This window comes from Siphonobacter sp., assembly GCF_048595215.1.
Taxonomy (GTDB): domain Bacteria; phylum Bacteroidota; class Bacteroidia; order Cytophagales; family Spirosomataceae; genus Siphonobacter.
The window spans coordinates 35141-52689 of the sequence record NZ_JBMDWJ010000223.1; the positions used below are offsets into that span (position 1 = coordinate 35141).

Below are 17549 nucleotides of genomic sequence, written 5' to 3' on the forward strand. Positions count from 1 at the left end.
CTTCTGGTTTTTATTTGCATCACTGTATGACGACGACCCAAAACGATACCGAGGAAAAGATTAAGGAAGCGGCTCAACGCATCTTCCTGGAAAAAGGTTATGAGGGTACAACGATTCGGGATATTGCCGAAGCGGCCCAGATCAATACGGCTTTGACGAATTACTATTTTCGAAGTAAGGAGAAGCTGTTCTGGCTGGTATACGAGTCATTGTTGAAAGAGGCAATACAGAGTGTTCAGGCGATTCTGGACAAGCCCATTCCGATGCAAGAGAAGTTAATGGGACTGATTGATCACATGTTTGAAACGCAGGCGGCCAATCCCAATCTATCCATGTTCCTGATGAATGAATGTCGTCGGGATCCGAAGAGTTTCGCGGAGAAAACGGGCGTAGGCTGCCACTTGCTGGAAGGCGGTTTCATCCAACAGTTCCAGGAAGAAGTGGAAAAGGGCACCATCACAAATGTATCTGCGGAACACATGCTACCGCTGATATTCGGGCTTATTCAGCAGATTTTTGTCGGACGGGAACTCCACATGCATTTGTTTCAGGTCGACGAATCCGAATTTCTAACCTTCGCCCGCGAACAAAAAAGGATCATCAAAGACATGCTCTGTAAATATTTATTCAAGAAATAAATTAGTCTTTTTCCCCTGTACAAGCCCCGGTTTACGTGGGGCTTTTCTTTTAATCTTAATTTAAACAAACGTTTAAATTATCTATTTTAATCAAATAATACAATGTTACGCCTTCCCCTGATTGTTTGCCTATTCCTGCTCAGTTCGGGCGTTTGGGCTCAGAAACTGACGCTGGCTGACCTAACCGACAGAGCTCTGACGCACAATCTGGACGTCCGGTCTATTCAGCTCGAACGCGAGATTACGGACGCTCGTATCAAAGAAGTTCGTTCGTCCGCCTTACCGCAGGTAAATTTTGCGGGCGACTACAAGTATTACATCAAGATTCCGGCTCAGGTCATTCCTTTATCAGCTTTTGGGGGCCCGGAAGGATCGTATTCAGCGGCGGCTTTTGGACTACCCTGGAACCTGGGAAGCACGGTACAAGCCAATCAGATTCTGTATAATCCTTCGCTGATGATTGGTCTGAAAGCCGCAAAAGTGGGTCGGGAAGTCGCTGATTTACAGATTCGTCGCACCCGAGAAGACATCGCCTACAACGTCGGAGCTACGTATTTCAATGCTCAGACCGTTGCTCAGCAGGTTCAGTTTCTTGAAGGAAACATCAAGGCCCTGGATCGCTCCATTCAAATTACGGATTTGCAGTTTCAGCAACAAATGGCCAAGGGCATCGACGTAGATCGGCTGCGGCTGAATAAGGTTTCCATGCAAACGCAGATTGAATCGCTGAAAGCCGACTATGCTCGTATGCTGAATATGCTCAAGTTTCTGGCCGGTATTCCACAGACCGAAACGATCGAAATTGAACAGCGAATCGAGGAAACGGCGATTGTCGTACCGACGGCGGAAGAAAGCGGATTGAACCGTACCGAACTACTATTATTGGATCGTCAGCAGGTGGCGAATACCCTGGAACAACGTAACATCAAAGCAGGATTTCTGCCGACGGTTTCCGCGTACGGCGTGGCCAATCACAGCGTATTTGCCATCGGTGGTAATGAATCTTACATCAAAGGCATTCCCGCGTACTGGTTGGGCTTACAGGTGAACTGGAGCATTTTCGATGGCTTCACCCGCCGGAACAAGCTGGCTCAGAAACAACTGGAAGGACAACAGTTATCGCTCGATCTTCAGAAGACCAAAGAATCGATCAGTATGGACATTTCCAACGCTCGTACACAGATGACCGTTCAGCAGCAAAACCTGAAAACGTCCGATGAACAAGTGCGACTGGCTCAGAAAGTATACGAGCAAACGCAGCTGCAATTCAAGGAAGGTACCATTGACATCAGTAACCTCATTCAGACCGAAAATTCCCTGCGGGAAGCTCAAAATAACTATCTGAGTTCATTGGTCAAACTCCGTACGGCCGAACTCGACTGGCGGAAAGCAACCGGAAATCTCATCACTAAATAGATCAAAACACTCCTATGAAACGAATAATTGTAGCCATTGCCCTCGTGTCTACGCTGGGGCTGACGGCCTGGAAACTGCTGGATAATAAGGAAAAAGTTGCCGAAAAAGTATACAAACCCAATCCGAACCTGAAAGTGGGCGTGCGTACGGCCAAAGCCGAAGTACGCGATCTGTCGCTTGAATCGCAGTTTTTAGGTTCGTTTGAGGCGAATCGGGAAATTGAAATTCGTCCGCAAGCCGGGGGTGAAATTGTCCAGTTACCCATTGTGGAAGGGCAGGCCGTAGGAGCCGGAAAACTCGTGGCCAAACTCGACGACGATCAGCTTCGCTACCAGATCGAAGCCTTGGAAGTACAGATTGAAGGGTATAAAAATGACCTGAAACGCTACGAAGCGTTGGTGAAAGGGGATGCGACGCCCGCGGTCAACATCGAGAAAACGCAGCTCAACATCCGGGCTACGCAGGCTCAGGTGAAGCAGTTACAAAAACAACTGGCAAATACGACGATTACGGCTCCGTTCTCGGGTATTGTAACGTCCAAAATGGTGGAGAAAGGATCGATCGTTTCACCAGGTACGCCGTTGGCGAAAGTAACGGATATCTCTACGCTGAAACTGGTGGTACAGGTCCCGGAAAAAGCCATCAACCAATTCCGGATGGGCCAAAGTATTGCGGTGAAAACCGAAGTATATCCTGATACTGAGTTCAAAGGCCGCGTGTCATTAATCGGTGCTCAGGGCGATGCCGCTCATAATTACCCCATCGAAATTTCCGTAGCCAATTCCAGTGCTCATGCCTTACGGGCGGGTATGTACGGTACGATTGCCAATACCAGCGAATTGAAAGGTCAGAGTCTATCCGTACCGCGTCAAGCGATCATCGGCTCGACCAAGCAGCCGCAATTGTACGTGGTTGAAAATGGAACAGCCATCCTGCGTGACGTACAAATCGGAGCGACGACGAACGATTACTACGAGATTACGAAAGGCTTGCAGGCGGGCGAACAGGTCGTCGTTAGTGGACAAATCAACCTCCAGAACGGTACCCCGGTGGTTGCTCAATAAGGTAGTAGTTTGAGAAGTTTGATTCGTTTGAGAAGGTTTGAGCGGTTGGTAAAAAGGTAGACTGGAATGGTTTGACTGGGAGAACAGAAGAAGCCATTCAGTGGAGTGAATACAGAAAAGTGATTCCAGAGCTCATACCCTCAAACGAATTAAACCTTCTTTAACCATTCCAACATTCTCCAACCACCCGTCAAACCTTTCCAGTACAACTAGCACAGGATATGAATTTTATAGAAACCATCATCAAGCGGCCTTCCATGATTATCGTACTGTTTGCGATACTCACGCTCGGAGGGTTTGCTTCGTATCGGCTGCTCAGCTACGAGCTGATGCCCGAGTTTTCCATTCCGGTCGTAACCATCACCACGGTATATCCGGGGGCTGCTCCGTCCGAAGTAGAATCGGAAGTAAGTAAGAAAATCGAGGACGCCGTATCGGGCCTCGACAACATCGATAACATTACCACCAAGTCACTGGAAAGTGCTTCGCTGGTGATTGTGGAATTCAAAGCGGGTACGGACATTGACAACGCTCTGGATGAAACCCAGCGGAAGATCAACAACATGGTGAGCGACCTTCCAGACGACGCCGAAACGCCTTCGTTGTCGAAAATTTCACCCAGCGATCAGCCGATTATGCAGTTATTGGCTACGTCCAGTCTGCCGAACGAAGTGTTCTACCAGCAGGTAGAGGACCGATACCTGCCTCTGATGCAACAGGTACCCGGTGTCGCTGAAATCACGATGGTCGGGGGCGACAAACGTGAAGTACGGGTGAACGTCAACGACGATAAGCTCAACTACTACGGTATTTCGCTGTTGCAGGTAACGCAGGCCATCAATCAGGCCAATATGGAATTTCCGACGGGGAAAGTCAAAAGCTCCTCCGAGCAGATTACGCTGAAGCTGGCCGGTAAGTTTTCCTCCATGGACGACATTCGGAATCTGGTGGTGGCAACGCCCCCCAACGGAAGTCCGATTCGCGTCAAAGATGTGGCTACGGTTACGGATGGACTGGCTGATACGGAAAGTATCAGTCGTTTCAACGGACAAAACGGGATTGGGATGTTCATCAAGAAACAATCCGATGCCAACGCGGTGGAAATCAGTCGCCTGATTCAGGAACGACTGGCCACCATTGAAAAAGAGAACGCGAAAGATAACGTACATTTTACGATTGCCTACGACAGCAGTACGTTCACGCTGGAGTCCGTAGAGGCCGTTACGCACGATTTGATTCTGGCCGTTGTCCTGGTAGCGGTGGTAATGCTGCTCTTCCTGCATAGTATTCGGAACGCCATTATTGTCATGATTTCTGTACCGGCTTCGTTGGTTTCGGCCTTCCTTTTCATGTACGTCATGGGTTATTCGCTCAACCTGATGACCCTGCTGGCCCTTTCGCTGGTAATCGGTATTCTGGTCGATGACTCGATTGTAGTACTGGAAAATATTCAGCGACACCTGGAAATGGGTAAAAATCGTTGGCAGGCGACGCTTGATGGGGTGAAGGAAATTGGCTTTGCGGCCGTAGCTCTGACGCTGGTGATTGTGGTGGTATTCGTACCCATTACCATGGTTAGCTCGATCATTGCCGACTTGTTACGTCAGTTCTCGTTAACGGTAGCGTTTTCGACGATGGTCAGTTTGCTGGTTAGTTTTACGCTAACGCCGTATCTGACGTCCCGAATTGCCCGGCTGGAACACCTGAATCCGAAGAATCCTTTCCACGCTTTTCTGTTGTGGTTTGAACGCGGATTGACGGGTTTATCCAACTGGTACCAGCGTACGCTCGTTTGGGTGATTGGTCACAAAATTGCCTTTACCGGAATCCTGATTGCCATTTTCGTAGCGACGGGCTGGGTGATGGGTCTGGGTATTATCGGACAGGAATTCGTGGCTCAGGGGGATCAGGGCAAGTTTCTGCTGACGATGAAGCTGGATAAAAGTGCCTCCCTGCAGCAAAACAACCTGACGGCCCGTAGCATTGAAGATTACCTGAGGAAGAAACCGGAAGTAGAAACCATTTTCGCTAACGTGGCGGGTGCCAGTACGGGCATGTCGAGTACCGGACAGGGGGAAACCAACCGGACGGAGCTGACCATTGAGCTGGCTCCGGCGGAGGAACGGCCAAACCAGTTGCCCACGGAAAAGTACATGATTGAAACGCGTAAGGAGCTGTCGGAGCGTTTTCCGGGTATTGAATTTACCTCTTCCGTAATCGGGATGGTCAACTCCGGAGGTTCACCGATTGAAATGATTCTGAGCGGGGACAACCTCGACGATTTAATGAAAACCGCGGGGCAGGTTGCCGATCGTCTGAAAAAGACGCCGGGTGCCAATGACGTGAAGGTTTCGGTAGAAGCCGGAAATCCCGAGGTACAAGTCAACATTGACCGGGAAAAAATGGCAAAACTGGGCCTGAATATTCAGACCGTGGGTGGCTTGCTGCAAAATGCCTTTGCCGGTAACGATGATTCGAAATACCGCGAGGGTAGCGAAGATTACGACATTCGGATTATGCTCGACGCCTTTGACCGGAAAGATCCCGAAGCCGTGAAGAACATTACCTTCTTCAGTCCGATCGCGAATCGTCCGGTACGGCTGGCCGAGTTTGCCGACGTGCGTCTGGGTAGCGGGCCTTCGTTGCTCGAACGCAAAAACCGCCGTACCTCCGTTACGATTACGGGGAATACGCTTGGCGTAGGATCCGGTACGCTGATCAACACGATCAATGAAGATTTGGCGAAAAATCCGCTTCCAGCTAACGTAACGTTGAGCTGGGGTGGCGATGCCAAGAGTCAGAGTGAAGGATTCGGCTCGCTGGGACTGGCCATGGTGGCTGCTTTGATGCTGGTGTACTTCATCATGGTCTTACTGTACGACAGCTTTATTTATCCACTGGTTGTATTGTTCTCCATCCCTGTGGCCATCATTGGAGCAATGATTGCTCTGGCTCTGTCCTCCTCCAACATGAGCATCTTCGCGATGCTGGGTATGTTGATGTTGATGGGTCTGGTTATGAAAAACGCCATTTTGATTGTGGACTTTGCCAACCAGCTCAAAGCTCAGGGCATGCATTACAAAGAGGCCATTATTCACGCCGGAGAAGAACGTCTGCGACCCATTCTGATGACCACCATTGCCATGGTAATCGGGATGTTACCTATCGCACTGGCGGCCGGGGCTGGTTCGGAGTGGAAAAACTCTCTGGCCTGGGTGTTGATTGGTGGATTAACCAGTTCGATGATTTTGACCATATTCCTGGTACCCATGATTTATTACCTGGTTGATCGGGTACGTGAAAAATGGGGGAGTAAGCAAAAGAAAAAAGTAGAAGAATTAGAGTCAGTACCTGTTTAAGCCGTGAAAATAAGGGTGTCTTTCGAAAGGAAGGCACCCTTTTATTTGGGTAAGGGTAAGAGGCGGTGAAAAGGGATGAAGCTTGATTCGTTGGTAGAAGCGATTTCAACCCGTTTATTAAAAATGAAACGTCAGCTGCCGCCCATCCCATTCATCTGCCCGCTCCAGGTTCGACAGCGTAACCCCCATAAGCCGAATACCCATGCGGAGCGGAAAAATTCCCTCGAATAGCTCCCGTACCATACGTTCGTAAAACGCTTGTTCGGTAATGGGTTGCAGGCTGGTTCGACTGCGAGTAATCTGTTCAAAATCACCGAACTTCACTTTCAGCGTTACCGTTTTGCCGTACGCCTGAGCCCGCTCGGCTCGTCGCCAGACTTCCTCTGTAATGGGCCAGAGTTCATTGAGTAACAATTCCACGTCTTCCAGATCCGTCGAAAAGGTTTCTTCGGCTCCAATGGACTTCCGAATCCGGTCGGGATTGACCAGCCGATCATCCTGCCCCCGGGCAATCTGGTAGTACCAGCGTCCCACTTTTCCAAAATGTTTCACTAATACCTCTAGCGGCTGAGCCTTCAGATCGGCTCCGGTAAAAATGCCCATTTTGTGCATTTTCTCGGCGGTAACCTTGCCGATGCCGTGAAAATCCTTGACGTGTAAGCCCGCCACAAACGCTTCTGCCTGTTTGGGTTTAATGATGAAAAGACCATCCGGCTTGTTATAGTCGGAAGCGATTTTAGCCAGAAATTTGTTAAATGAAACCCCCGCTGAAGCCGTCAGTCCGGTTTCTTCCCGAATCTGGTCTTTGATCTCCTGAGCAATTTGCGTAGCCGTTTCGATCCCTTTCAGGTTTTCGGTAACGTCGAGGTAGGCCTCATCCAGCGAAAGCGGTTCAATCATAGGCGTATAGCGGGCGAAAATTTCGCGGATTTGTGCCGAAACCGCCTTATACACATCAAATCGCGGCCGGACAAAAAGCAGGTGCGGACACTTACGTAACGCCGTCACCGAGGCCATCGCCGAGCGAACGCCGTACTTGCGGGCTTCGTAACTAGCTGCCGCCACCACACCCCGTTCACGGCTACCGCCCACCGCCAGCGGTTTCCCCCGCAGCTCCGGATTATCCCGCTGTTCGACGCTGGCGTAGAAAGCGTCCATGTCAATATGTATGATTTTCCTAAATGTTGCCAAAATTCAGTGTGTACCTTTGGAAAGTTTTCAGTTCGCTGTTTTCCGTTTTTCGAAGATTCCTTTGCTGTGAACGTAATTAGAGCAAATACTAAAGTTTGAAACTTGCCAAGGACAACACGAAAGCTTCCATAAGTTGGTTTTAACTGAAAACTAAAAACCGTAAACTGAAAACTAAAATGTTACCCGATCTATACCCCGAACTCCAATTTCAGACCAGTCGTTCCTCCGGACCGGGTGGTCAGAATGTAAATAAGGTTGAAAGCAAAGTGGAAGTTCGTCTCAATATTCAAACTTCCCAAATTCTAACGGACGAGCAAAAACAGAAGTTACAACAACGTCTGGCCTCGCAGCTCAGTACCCAGGGTGAACTCATTATAACGGCTCAACAGTCGCGTAGTCAGCTTACGAATAAAGAGCAGGCCGTCAAGAAGTTATACGCAGTTTTGGAAAAAGCTTTTCGCGAACCTCGCGTACGCAAAGCCACTAAACCCACCAAAGCCTCCACGCAGGAAAGGCTCCAGTCCAAACGGCTGGCTTCGGAGCGGAAAGCGTCCCGTAGTCGCAAAAACTGGGAAGAGTAAACGCCTTATTATTAATTTTGTTACAAACGATTTCCACATGCATTCTTTCAAACTTAGTTTTCTATTGCTGCTAAGTCCTCTGTTGTTAGTGGCACAAACCAAGAAAAGCGTACAGCGAACCATGCCTGACCGTCCCAAGCTGGTGGTAGGGATTGTAGTCGATCAGATGCGATATGACTTTCTGTTCCGGTATTCAGAAAAATACGGAAAAGGCGGTTTCAAGCGGCTTTTAGGCGAAGGCTTCAATTGTGCGTACACGCATTACAATTACATGCCGACGATCACGGCACCCGGACATACCTCCATTTATACGGGCTCCGTTCCGGCCATTCACGGGATTGTGGGCAATGACTGGTTTGACCGTAGCTTGGGTCGAGATGTCTATTGTACGGAAGATACCACGGTCGTTACGGCGGGTGGAAATCCTTCTACGGCGGGTCGGATGTCTCCCCGCAATGTACTCGCCAGCACGATCACCGATCAGCTGAAAATCGCGACCAACTTTAAATCAAAAGTCATTGGCGTTTCGCAGAAAGATCGCGGAGCGATTATTCCGGCGGGCCACACGGCCGACGGAGCTTATTGGTTCGATTCCCGCGACGGAAGCTTTATCACCAGTACGTTTTACATGAAAGACGTTCCCCAGTGGGTGAAAGATTTCAACGCAAAAAAACTGGCGAATAAATACCTGGAAAAACCCTGGACGACGCTGTTGCCCATCGAGCAGTACACCGAAAGTACCGCCGATGATATGCCGTACGAACAGCCGATTCCGGGCGAAAAGAAACCCGTATTCCCGCACGAAGTAGGCGGTACGTTCCAGAGCTTCTACGAGAACTTCCGGAAAACGCCTTTTGGTAACAGTATTACGAAAGACTTTGCTCTGGAGGCTCTCAAAAACGAGAAGTTGGGCAAAGGCAGCGTTACGGATTTCCTGGCCGTCAGCTTTTCTTCGACGGATTACGTAGGTCACAGTTTTGGTCCTAACTCGATTGAAACGCAGGATACCTATCTGCGTCTGGACAAGGATATTGAAGAATTATTAACCTTCCTCGACAGCTGGGTGGGTAAAGAGAATGTACTCGTTTTCCTCTCCGCGGATCACGGCGTAGCAGACGTATGGGGCTTCTCGAACGAACACCACATTGCCGCCGGTTCACTCGACAAAGTGACGGTGAAGGCCCGCGATGTATTGAACAAAGCGTACGGTGAAGCCGATTGGATTCAGTACTACGGCAACTATCAGTTATACCTGAACCCGGCCGTACTAAAAGCGAAAAAACTGACCTATTCAGATGTATATCCCATGCTACGTGATTCCATCGTGCAAATGAAAGGGGTAGCTAACTTCATCAACCTGCATTCATTGGAAGCCGTTTCCATGAACGACAATCAGGCGTACTTTGTAAAGAATGGCTATCACCCGCGTCGGGGTGGGGATTTTATGCTCGTCTCCGAACCCGGCTGGCAGGATGGCTACACCAAAGCGGGTACGGGCCACGGTACGCTCTACAACTACGATTCACACGTACCTTGCCTGTTCTACGGCTGGAAAATCCCACACGGTCGTACGGGGGCCTCGACTCACGTAGCCGACATTGCTGCAACGGTATCCTACCTGCTCGACATCCTCGAACCCAGTGGTTGCGTAGGTAAACCAGTGCTGGACATGGTGGGGCAAATCAAGTAGTTTGCAGTTTTCTGTTTTCAGTTAATGAAAAGGCCTGTCTTTGAGGAGTATACTCAAAGACAGGCCTTTTTATTGTGAAACAGCGTGTCCTGGTGCCTTCGTGGCAAAACACCATTTCTAACACTGGTCTATACTGAAAACACAAAACGAATCAAAGCTTAAGATTCTCCTTTTTCCCCGATTTCACCGCTGCATAGATCGCGTCGATGATTTTTAGATCTTTTACGCCCTCTTCACCATCGACGGGTACGATGGGTTGTTTACCCTGAAGAATGATCGCCGCCATTTCGTCCATTTGTACGGTCTGGTGCGTCACGATGGGCTGATTCAGTTCACCTTTGTGCGTCCGGCCTTTGATAGGACCGTATCCCGTAGCGGGAAACAATTCAGCGAAACCATTATCCCCCGTCAGGAAGAAACGGTCTAGGTTATTGATGTTGTAGCTTGAAAGACAGGATGCTACGGCTCCACCGGGAAAGCCCAGTTGGAACGTAATCGTCTCATCAACGCCTTCCTTGAATCTTTGCGGATCGGTTTTCGTTTCCTGAGCCGTTACCCAAATGGGTTCTTCGCCTACCATATAGCGGGAACCGTTAATGGCGTAGATACCAATATCCATCATCGAACCACCGCCCGCGAGTTGTTTGTTCATTCGCCACTGACTGGGGTCGCCAATTTTAAAGCCAGAAAGTCCCTGGAAGAAGGTGATTTTTCCGAGTTCGCCCGCTTTTCGCATCCGTACGATTTCCAGCGTATGTGGCTCGAAGTGCATGCGGTAACCCACTAGCAGCTTGACGTTCGCCTTTTTGCAGGCGTCTACCATTTCCTGGCCTTCTTTAGCATTGATAGCCATTGGTTTTTCACAGATCACGTGTTTACCGGCCTTGGCTACACGAATGACTTGGTCATGGTGTAAGGCGTTGGGCGTAATGACATAGACGGCATCAATGTCTGCGTTATTCTTGATCTGGTCGAAGTTCTCGTAGTTGTAACAGTTCTTTTCGGGAATCTTATATTTCGACTGCCAGTCTTTAATCTTCGACGGCGTACCGCTGATAACGCCCACCAGCTTCGCCATTTTACTGGATTGCATGGCTTCCGCCACGCGGCTACCGTAACCACCCAGACCCATAATGGCCACGCGTAAAACCGGGCCATCGTAGGGCTTGCTATAAAATTCTTCCAGCGAAGTAGAAGTCGGTAAAAAGGGTAAGGTAATGGCCGAAGCCGTCAGCTTTTGTAGAAAGTCGCGACGTGAATGCATAGAGAAATGTTTTAGCTTGAGGTTAAACAGGCGAGTCGGCGAACCGACGGATACGCACTCAAAAATGAGTTTTTCTTATTGAACCCTCAAAACATTCGGCGAAAATCCTGTACCAGCGATGAGTCTAAAACATTTTCCTTCCGCAAAACGTATCCATTTGCGTAAAAGCAGCCTTCAGAGTTATAGACTACCTTAAAAACTTCAAGGTCAACAGGTTGGTCAACGAAGAAAAGAGTAAGGCTATACTATATGCCACCCATAGAGACGTATGGGGTAGTAACAAGCCCACGCCATACAGAAAAGCCGCGAAGCCAAAGCCGGAGCTGACCATTCCCCGCAGAATACGGGCACATTGGGCGGGGCCCTGCTGGATGTGTGTAAATACGGCCAGACAGGTAGTCATGATCGGAAAAGGAGTAAGTAACCCACTCCAGACCGGACCCGTCCAGGCCGCCAGTTGCGTAATTCCCGCGACAAAAACCGTGGCAACCAGCATCCGCAAGGGCAGGTCAAAACGGGGTGGGGGCGGAATATGCGTTGGAACGGTAGGTCGCGGAAACTTCCAGTAAACCAGTGCAATGAACAGTAACAAGGCCACGAATAAAACGTGTATACTGCCTGAGTAAAACTGGCCCAGATATAACGAAACAAAAATCATCGCGTAGCAGCCCATCAGCAGCGGAAACCAGTGGAACCGAGCCGCCCCTTTCGCGTACAGCCAAGCAAAAGCATAAGTAGAAAAACAACCTAAGAGCGAGCCCGCCGCCGACTGAGCCGCAAAAGTCTTACTTTGTTCCAGAGCCAGAAAAATCGAAATAGGACCCGCAATCCAGGGAAAACCGCCCAGCCATCCGCCCACCACATTCCCCCAGCGACGGGCGGCCAGCGTAACGCCACCAATTAGCGAAGGCATGAGAATCAGTTTGAGGAGAAGGGTGGACATGACAGGTAGAAAAGGCGTTTGATCGAGTTTGATTTAGTTGGATGGGTTTCAAAAGTTTAACGTATTAAAACCCTCAAACCCCGAAGGGGTTCAATCGAATTAGCCAGGGGTACAACCCCTGGTCCTGTCACGGTAATGGGCAATCTGATACGTTCATCTTTTTACGTTGGTTAACCACACTACTCCTGGTTTTGCTAAAAACAGGTGCAAGTTCTGGATCTCATACCAAGAAAATCCCCAAGCATACCAACATAAAGCCACGAGACAACGCCGTATCCCGTGGCTTTAGCACAACGCTGTAGTCCTGATTTATACCGCAACCGGAGCCTTGATGGCTGGCCAGGGATCGTAGTTTTCCAGCTTGAAATCTTCGTATTTAAATTCAAATAAGTCCGTTACATCCGGATTCAGTTGCATCGTAGGCAGGGGCCGTGGTTCGCGACTCAATTGTAGCTCCACCTGTTCGAGGTGATTGAGGTACAGGTGCGTATCGCCACCCGTCCAGATGAAATCGCCGAGTTCGAGGTTCGTGACCTGAGCAATCATCATCGTCAGCAATGCGTAGCTGGCAATGTTGAATGGTACGCCCAGAAACACATCCGCACTGCGTTGGTACAACTGGCAGGAAAGCTTGTTATCGGCTACGTAAAACTGGAACAAGGCATGGCAGGGTTGCAAAGCCATCTGTCCAAGGTCCGCAGGGTTCCAGGCCGAAACCAGAATGCGACGGGAATCGGGTGATTTGCGGAGCAGATCGACAGCCTGCGTGATCTGGTCAATAACCTGACCGTCGGGGCCTTCCCAGCTCCGCCACTGCTTTCCGTACACGGGACCAAGATTCCCTTCGGCGTCGGCCCATTCGTCCCAGATACTCACGCCGTTTTCTTTCAGGTACTGAATATTAGTTTCGCCCTTCAGAAACCACAAAAGTTCATGAATGATCGATTTGGTATGGACCTTCTTCGTCGTAACCAGGGGAAATCCCTCGGCCAGATTGAATCGCATCTGGTAGCCAAATACGGAAATGGTGCCCGTGCCGGTACGGTCCGTTTTTCGGGTACCGTGGTCAAGAATATGTTGAAGTAGATCCTGGTATTGTTTCATTGATACTGGGTGCTGAACGTCGGTTGACTCCTTCTGGAAGTCTGGGTTCAGGCGGCAAAGGTAACACTTCTTAAACTTTACTGAGCCAGACTATCCGCCTGAATTTCCTGAGGACTTACGCCTTCAATCGTCAGCGTATGCGTAATCTCAGCCGTAGGTGACAACTGAGCGGTAGCTGAGCAGTACTTTTCCATGGAAAGCTGAATGGCTCGTTCGGCTTTTTCCTGGGGCACGTTGCCTTTGATTTGATAATGCAGGTTGATTTTCCGGAACGGACTCATTTCTGTACCTTCAATTTTCTCGCGTTCCCCCGATACACTGACGCGAAAATCTTCGATCTGTAAGCGTTGCTTTTTCAGTACCAGAATCACATCAATGGCCGTACATCCGCCCAGACCCATCAGTAACAACTCCATCGGCCGTACGCCCGCATTATGGCCACCCACGGCCTCAGAAGCATCAATAGATACCGAAGCTTCCGAAGAGCCGGAAGCCTGAAAATGAAAAGCGTCATCAACGCGAACTAATTCAACTTGCATGATAGGAGGGATTTTACCGTTTAGGGTCTACCTGTTTCAACACAGGATTAACAACGTTCCTGCAAAAGTAGTTTGCTTGTACTGTTAATTGGTGAGGTAGGGTTACTTCTGGAAGGAATCTTGCCTTGGGGATGCTCGGCTACTATGACCTTTCCACGGGGCTTATCGCCAATGAGAGGAACTTCTAATTTAGTTCGATAACTAATGCAGCGAAAGGGGTGCTAAGTCCCAGGAATAATTTTGCCTTTCATAAACTCCTTAAATTCAAAGGCTTTCAGTACGTTTGAATCGGGAGTTAAGGCAAGGTGGTGGTACAAGTCCATTAATAGATTAAAAAGAATCCGCAATTCCAGTGGCTCTTTATCGTACCCATACACATGAACTTCTGTGGATTGATCCGCATACGTAATATGAAGTCCCCATTGCTGATCATCCGTCCAATTGGCTGCATAATACGGTTTCAACGTACGCAAATCGAGCTGCTGTAACTTGTTATTAAGTAGGCTCACGAATGGCAATGGGAGCTGTCCTCGATGCAGACCGGTCGGATTCGTATCCTCTTTTCCCTGAAAAAGAAAATGTCCCAAACTATCAATTTCCAGGTACATCCAGGGGCAACTGCTGAAACAACCCGTACTGTAAAACCCAATCTTGCGAAAACGAATCTGATTCTTGGTCGTTAGTTTCCGTAGTTTTAAAACCCGTCCTGGCCGAAGATTATATCTCTTAAGAATCGCTTGGGTTGCTGCATTGGCGGGTTGTAGTTGAAGCCGATCGGCCTGTAGTTTTCGAATGGAGAAAGCAGGGTTTGAAGTCTCCTGTTTGGTTCCATGGAAATGGTTACCCAGGAGAGGGTGTACCGTTTCGATCAGGAGTGTATCATTTTGAAGGCTATACTTCGAATAACCCAGCGAGGCAAAAAGGTACGAACAAAGAGAGTCTTCGAACGAAAACGTTATTGGCTGATCACTTAACGAGTTACGTACCACGGCATTGGTGGTTACCCAATCGCCCTGTAAAAGGAAAAGATCCTGGGGCTTTCGAGTACAACCCCAGGCCAGAAACGCCAGTAAGAAGAGAAGTTTTTGCATAAGGCAAGTTTTACCTGAATTTTCAGACCTCTCCACTACAAAACTGCTACCAGCCTGAAACCTCCCGATTCTTAAATCTCAAAAATCTAAACTGCGGCTGCCCTACACTCAAAACAATACGCCTCCTCACACCGGACACTCCGTACTCCCCCGATTCTTCGACTTTCGCGGCGACTTCAACGATTTGCCTTTCGGATACGTGTATTCACGCGGCTGTCGTGGGACGGGCTCGGGTTTCGGCGGTTCGGGTATGGACTGAAAATCGAAGAAAGTCTGAAACTCCATGGGTTTACCCGCGTCTGCCTTGATGGGAAAGCGGGGTTGCCCTTCAAACTCGTAGGTGTTGTATTGATAATCAAACAGATAAACGGTAATGTAGCCGTCTTTGCTGTACTTGCGGGCAATGGCGTTGGGTGAAATAAACGATTCCGCTCGCAGATATTTCCCCCGCGTAGTTAGTGAATCCGGATAGTCGCTTCGGTAGAGTTTAGCCCGATTGTAGAGGAAAGAAAAATTGGTAGAATCGAGTTGCAGGGCTGTGGTGATGTAGTAATACGAGTAGCGTTTCTGCTTGGTTCCCGCGTACAGAACGCCGAGATTATTGATGGCCGTTTTGCTCAAATATCCATTGTAATTGGCTACAGCCTTATCGTTCTGATTAAGAATGCGGTACACGTTACCGATATTATTCCGGTAATAGCCCCCCGCCGTATCGATGGACATCGCCCGTTGAAAATCAGCCAGCGATTTTTTGTAAGATGCCAGAGCCTCCGTTTCTTTCTTTTCAAATTCCAGTTGCAGCCCCCGGTACGACTGCGTTATCCCCCGGTTATTATACAGCATCGGCTGTCGGGGATTTTTTAGTAGTAAACTATCGTAACGTACTAACGCTTCGGGAATACGGTCGCTTTGTAAGTCAGTGATGGCTACGCCGTTATGAGCATTGATATTGCCGGGATCGAGCTGAATAGCCCGTTTATAATCGTCAGAAGCGTCATTAAATTGCTCAATGTTCAACTGAAAATTTCCCCGGTTAGTGAGGAGTCCGGCGTGATTGGGCTCACGTTTCAGGGCCTCGTTCACATTTCGATGGGCCAGTTGAAAATCGCCCAGTCCGCGGTAAGCTTCACTCAACCCGGCATACACGGCCGTTTCGTTAGGTTTCGACTTCTGGGCATTTTCAAATTCCGCCAGAGCGTTACGGTACTTTTTCAGGCGAATCAGCGTAAAGCCCCGGCAGAGGTAAAAATCCGCGTAGTCCGGATTATCCGGGTTGATGATATGAGCACTCGCCGCAAAATCCTTCCAAGCTTCGGCGTAGCGTCCCAGCCGGTAATAGGCCATCGCCCGTCCCAATCGACCTGGAGCATACGTTGAATCATAGCTGAGGGCTCGCTGATACTGAGCGAGAGCCTTGCCGTCCTGGTGCTGACCGACCAAAATATGGCCCATACCCGTAGCCGCTTCGGCGGAGTTGGGACGGATGCGTAATACCCGTTGAAAAGCGGCTCCGGCGGCGGCGTAATCGCCCTTCCGGTAGTGTGTATAGGCCATGCCCAGGTGAGCCAGATACCCTTCCCGGCCACCCGCATCCAAGTATTCCTGAAAAACCTGAAGGGCTTCTTCGGGCTGATTTAACGCCAGATGGGCGTGACCGAGGCGTAAGAGTACCTGCGTGTCGGCTCCATCCTGACGAGCCTGCTGAAAGTTTCGTACAGCTTCATCCCAGCGGTTTTGAGCCGCCATCAACTGTCCTAATGCAAGCCGGGATTTAGGGTCTGTACTTACCGACTGCTGCAAGTAGCGTTCAATGTGCGGGTACACATCCGCTTTTTCCGGAGCAGACCGCCATAGGGCAATAGCCTGATTGTAGAACAGAGCATCCGAATTTTCGGGCGTAGCCGGCGTGGTTCGGAAATAAGTCAGGGCTTCCGAAAAACGACCCTGCTGACCAGCAATGAGCCCTTTCTGTAAACCCACGTTGGCAAAGGGCAGGGGCGTACTCAGCCACTGTTTCGCCTGATCCGAATGGCCCTGAGCCAGTTCCACCAGGGCCATGTTGTAGCGAAGGGTATCTCTTGCTTCGACCTGCAATGCTCCTTTAAGCAGGGGAGCGGCCCGGTCGTAGCGACCGCGTTTGGCTAGTTCGGCGGCTAGATTATTCAGCTTACGCAGCGAATCCGTACGGGTTTGGGCCGTACCGATATGCACCACAAAAAGTAAACCAAGGACTAGCCAACGAAGCATTCGTACTAACAAATTTCGGGATCGGAATCAGGCGTGAAATCCGCAGGAATGAGAAAAAGGAACTTTATAAATTAACGATATTTTACGATTCTTGGTCTTTCCGAGGAGCCGGGGGCGTCAATTCTTTTACGGGTTGGAAGCCCAGAGCAGCTCCGGCTTCAATCATAAACGGATAGGCATGAGCCCAATCGTTGGGTAACGTACCCTCCAGAATAGCCTCCCGAATGGTGTTTTTCAATTGACCCACTTCTTTAGATGGCCCCAGACCGAAGACGTCCATGATCATTTCGCCGGTGATAATGGGCTGGAATTGACGGAGCTGGTCCCGTTCTTCCACTTCCTTCATCAGGGCTTCCACTTTATCAAAATTAGCAAGGTACCGTTTCACCCGGTTGCCGTCTTTGGCTAGGGCAATGGGCCGC

The 17549-nt window shown here is 49.5% G+C and carries 13 protein-coding genes and 1 pseudogene; 6 read left to right on the forward strand and 8 right to left on the reverse strand.

The genetic code is table 11. From position 1 onward, the window contains the following. Positions 1-26 precede the first annotated feature (26 nt). From ACOJTG_RS14060 to ACOJTG_RS14075, 4 genes are all read left to right on the forward strand, one after another. Positions 27-638, forward strand: coding sequence for a TetR/AcrR family transcriptional regulator (locus tag ACOJTG_RS14060; RefSeq protein ID WP_420154404.1), 612 nt, complete (start codon positions 27-29; stop codon positions 636-638). A gap of 102 nt (positions 639-740) precedes the next feature. Then, positions 741-2054 carry a TolC family protein gene (locus tag ACOJTG_RS14065; RefSeq protein ID WP_420154405.1) on the forward strand — a complete coding sequence of 438 codons (1314 nt, stop codon included), beginning with the start codon at positions 741-743 and terminating at the stop codon, positions 2052-2054. A gap of 14 nt (positions 2055-2068) precedes the next feature. Then, positions 2069-3118 carry an efflux RND transporter periplasmic adaptor subunit gene (locus tag ACOJTG_RS14070; RefSeq protein WP_420154406.1) on the forward strand — a complete coding sequence of 350 codons (1050 nt, stop codon included), beginning with the start codon at positions 2069-2071 and terminating at the stop codon, positions 3116-3118. A gap of 221 nt (positions 3119-3339) precedes the next feature. Continuing rightward, positions 3340-6477: an efflux RND transporter permease subunit gene (locus tag ACOJTG_RS14075; RefSeq protein ID WP_420154407.1), complete on the forward strand. Its 3138-nt coding sequence runs from the start codon at positions 3340-3342 to the stop codon at positions 6475-6477. 117 nt (positions 6478-6594) lie between these two features. On the opposite strand, the gene dinB is transcribed toward ACOJTG_RS14075, so the two are convergent. Then, on the reverse strand, positions 6595-7671 hold the full coding sequence (gene dinB, locus ACOJTG_RS14080; protein ID WP_420154416.1) for a DNA polymerase IV: 1077 nt from the start codon (positions 7669-7671) through the stop codon (positions 6595-6597). A gap of 173 nt (positions 7672-7844) precedes the next feature. Here dinB and arfB point away from each other — a divergent pair, with 173 nt between their 5' ends. Together arfB and pafA are read left to right on the forward strand one after the other, a co-directional pair. Beyond that, positions 7845-8249, forward strand: a complete 405-nt coding sequence (gene arfB, locus ACOJTG_RS14085) for an alternative ribosome rescue aminoacyl-tRNA hydrolase ArfB (RefSeq protein WP_420154408.1) — start codon at positions 7845-7847, stop codon at positions 8247-8249. A gap of 37 nt (positions 8250-8286) precedes the next feature. Continuing rightward, positions 8287-9939: an alkaline phosphatase PafA gene (gene pafA / locus ACOJTG_RS14090; RefSeq protein ID WP_420154409.1), complete on the forward strand. Its 1653-nt coding sequence runs from the start codon at positions 8287-8289 to the stop codon at positions 9937-9939. A 151-nt stretch (positions 9940-10090) separates the two neighbouring features. On the opposite strand, the gene ACOJTG_RS14095 is transcribed toward pafA, so the two are convergent. From ACOJTG_RS14095 to ACOJTG_RS14125, 7 genes and pseudogenes are all read right to left on the reverse strand, one after another. Continuing rightward, on the reverse strand, positions 10091-11203 hold the full coding sequence (locus ACOJTG_RS14095) for a Gfo/Idh/MocA family protein (protein ID WP_420154410.1): 1113 nt from the start codon (positions 11201-11203) through the stop codon (positions 10091-10093). A 187-nt stretch (positions 11204-11390) separates the two neighbouring features. Further along, positions 11391-12146, reverse strand: a complete 756-nt coding sequence (locus ACOJTG_RS14100; RefSeq protein WP_420154411.1) for a hypothetical protein — start codon at positions 12144-12146, stop codon at positions 11391-11393. Positions 12147-12455: 309 nt separating this feature from the next. Continuing rightward, complete coding sequence (locus tag ACOJTG_RS14105) at positions 12456-13250, reverse strand: thymidylate synthase (protein WP_420154412.1); 795 nt, start codon at positions 13248-13250, stop codon at positions 12456-12458. A gap of 77 nt (positions 13251-13327) precedes the next feature. Continuing rightward, the gene (locus ACOJTG_RS14110) at positions 13328-13789 is read right to left on the reverse strand and encodes an OsmC family protein (RefSeq protein WP_420154413.1); all 462 of its coding nucleotides are present in this window, start codon (positions 13787-13789) and stop codon (positions 13328-13330) included. Positions 13790-14010: 221 nt separating this feature from the next. After that, on the reverse strand, positions 14011-14880 hold the full coding sequence (locus ACOJTG_RS14115; RefSeq protein WP_420154414.1) for a DUF6438 domain-containing protein: 870 nt from the start codon (positions 14878-14880) through the stop codon (positions 14011-14013). A 126-nt stretch (positions 14881-15006) separates the two neighbouring features. Then, on the reverse strand, positions 15007-17127 hold the full coding sequence (locus ACOJTG_RS14120) for a tetratricopeptide repeat protein (protein WP_420154415.1): 2121 nt from the start codon (positions 17125-17127) through the stop codon (positions 15007-15009). A gap of 82 nt (positions 17128-17209) precedes the next feature. Beyond that, a pseudogene (locus ACOJTG_RS14125) lies at positions 17210-17549 on the reverse strand (hypothetical protein); the annotation flags it as partial.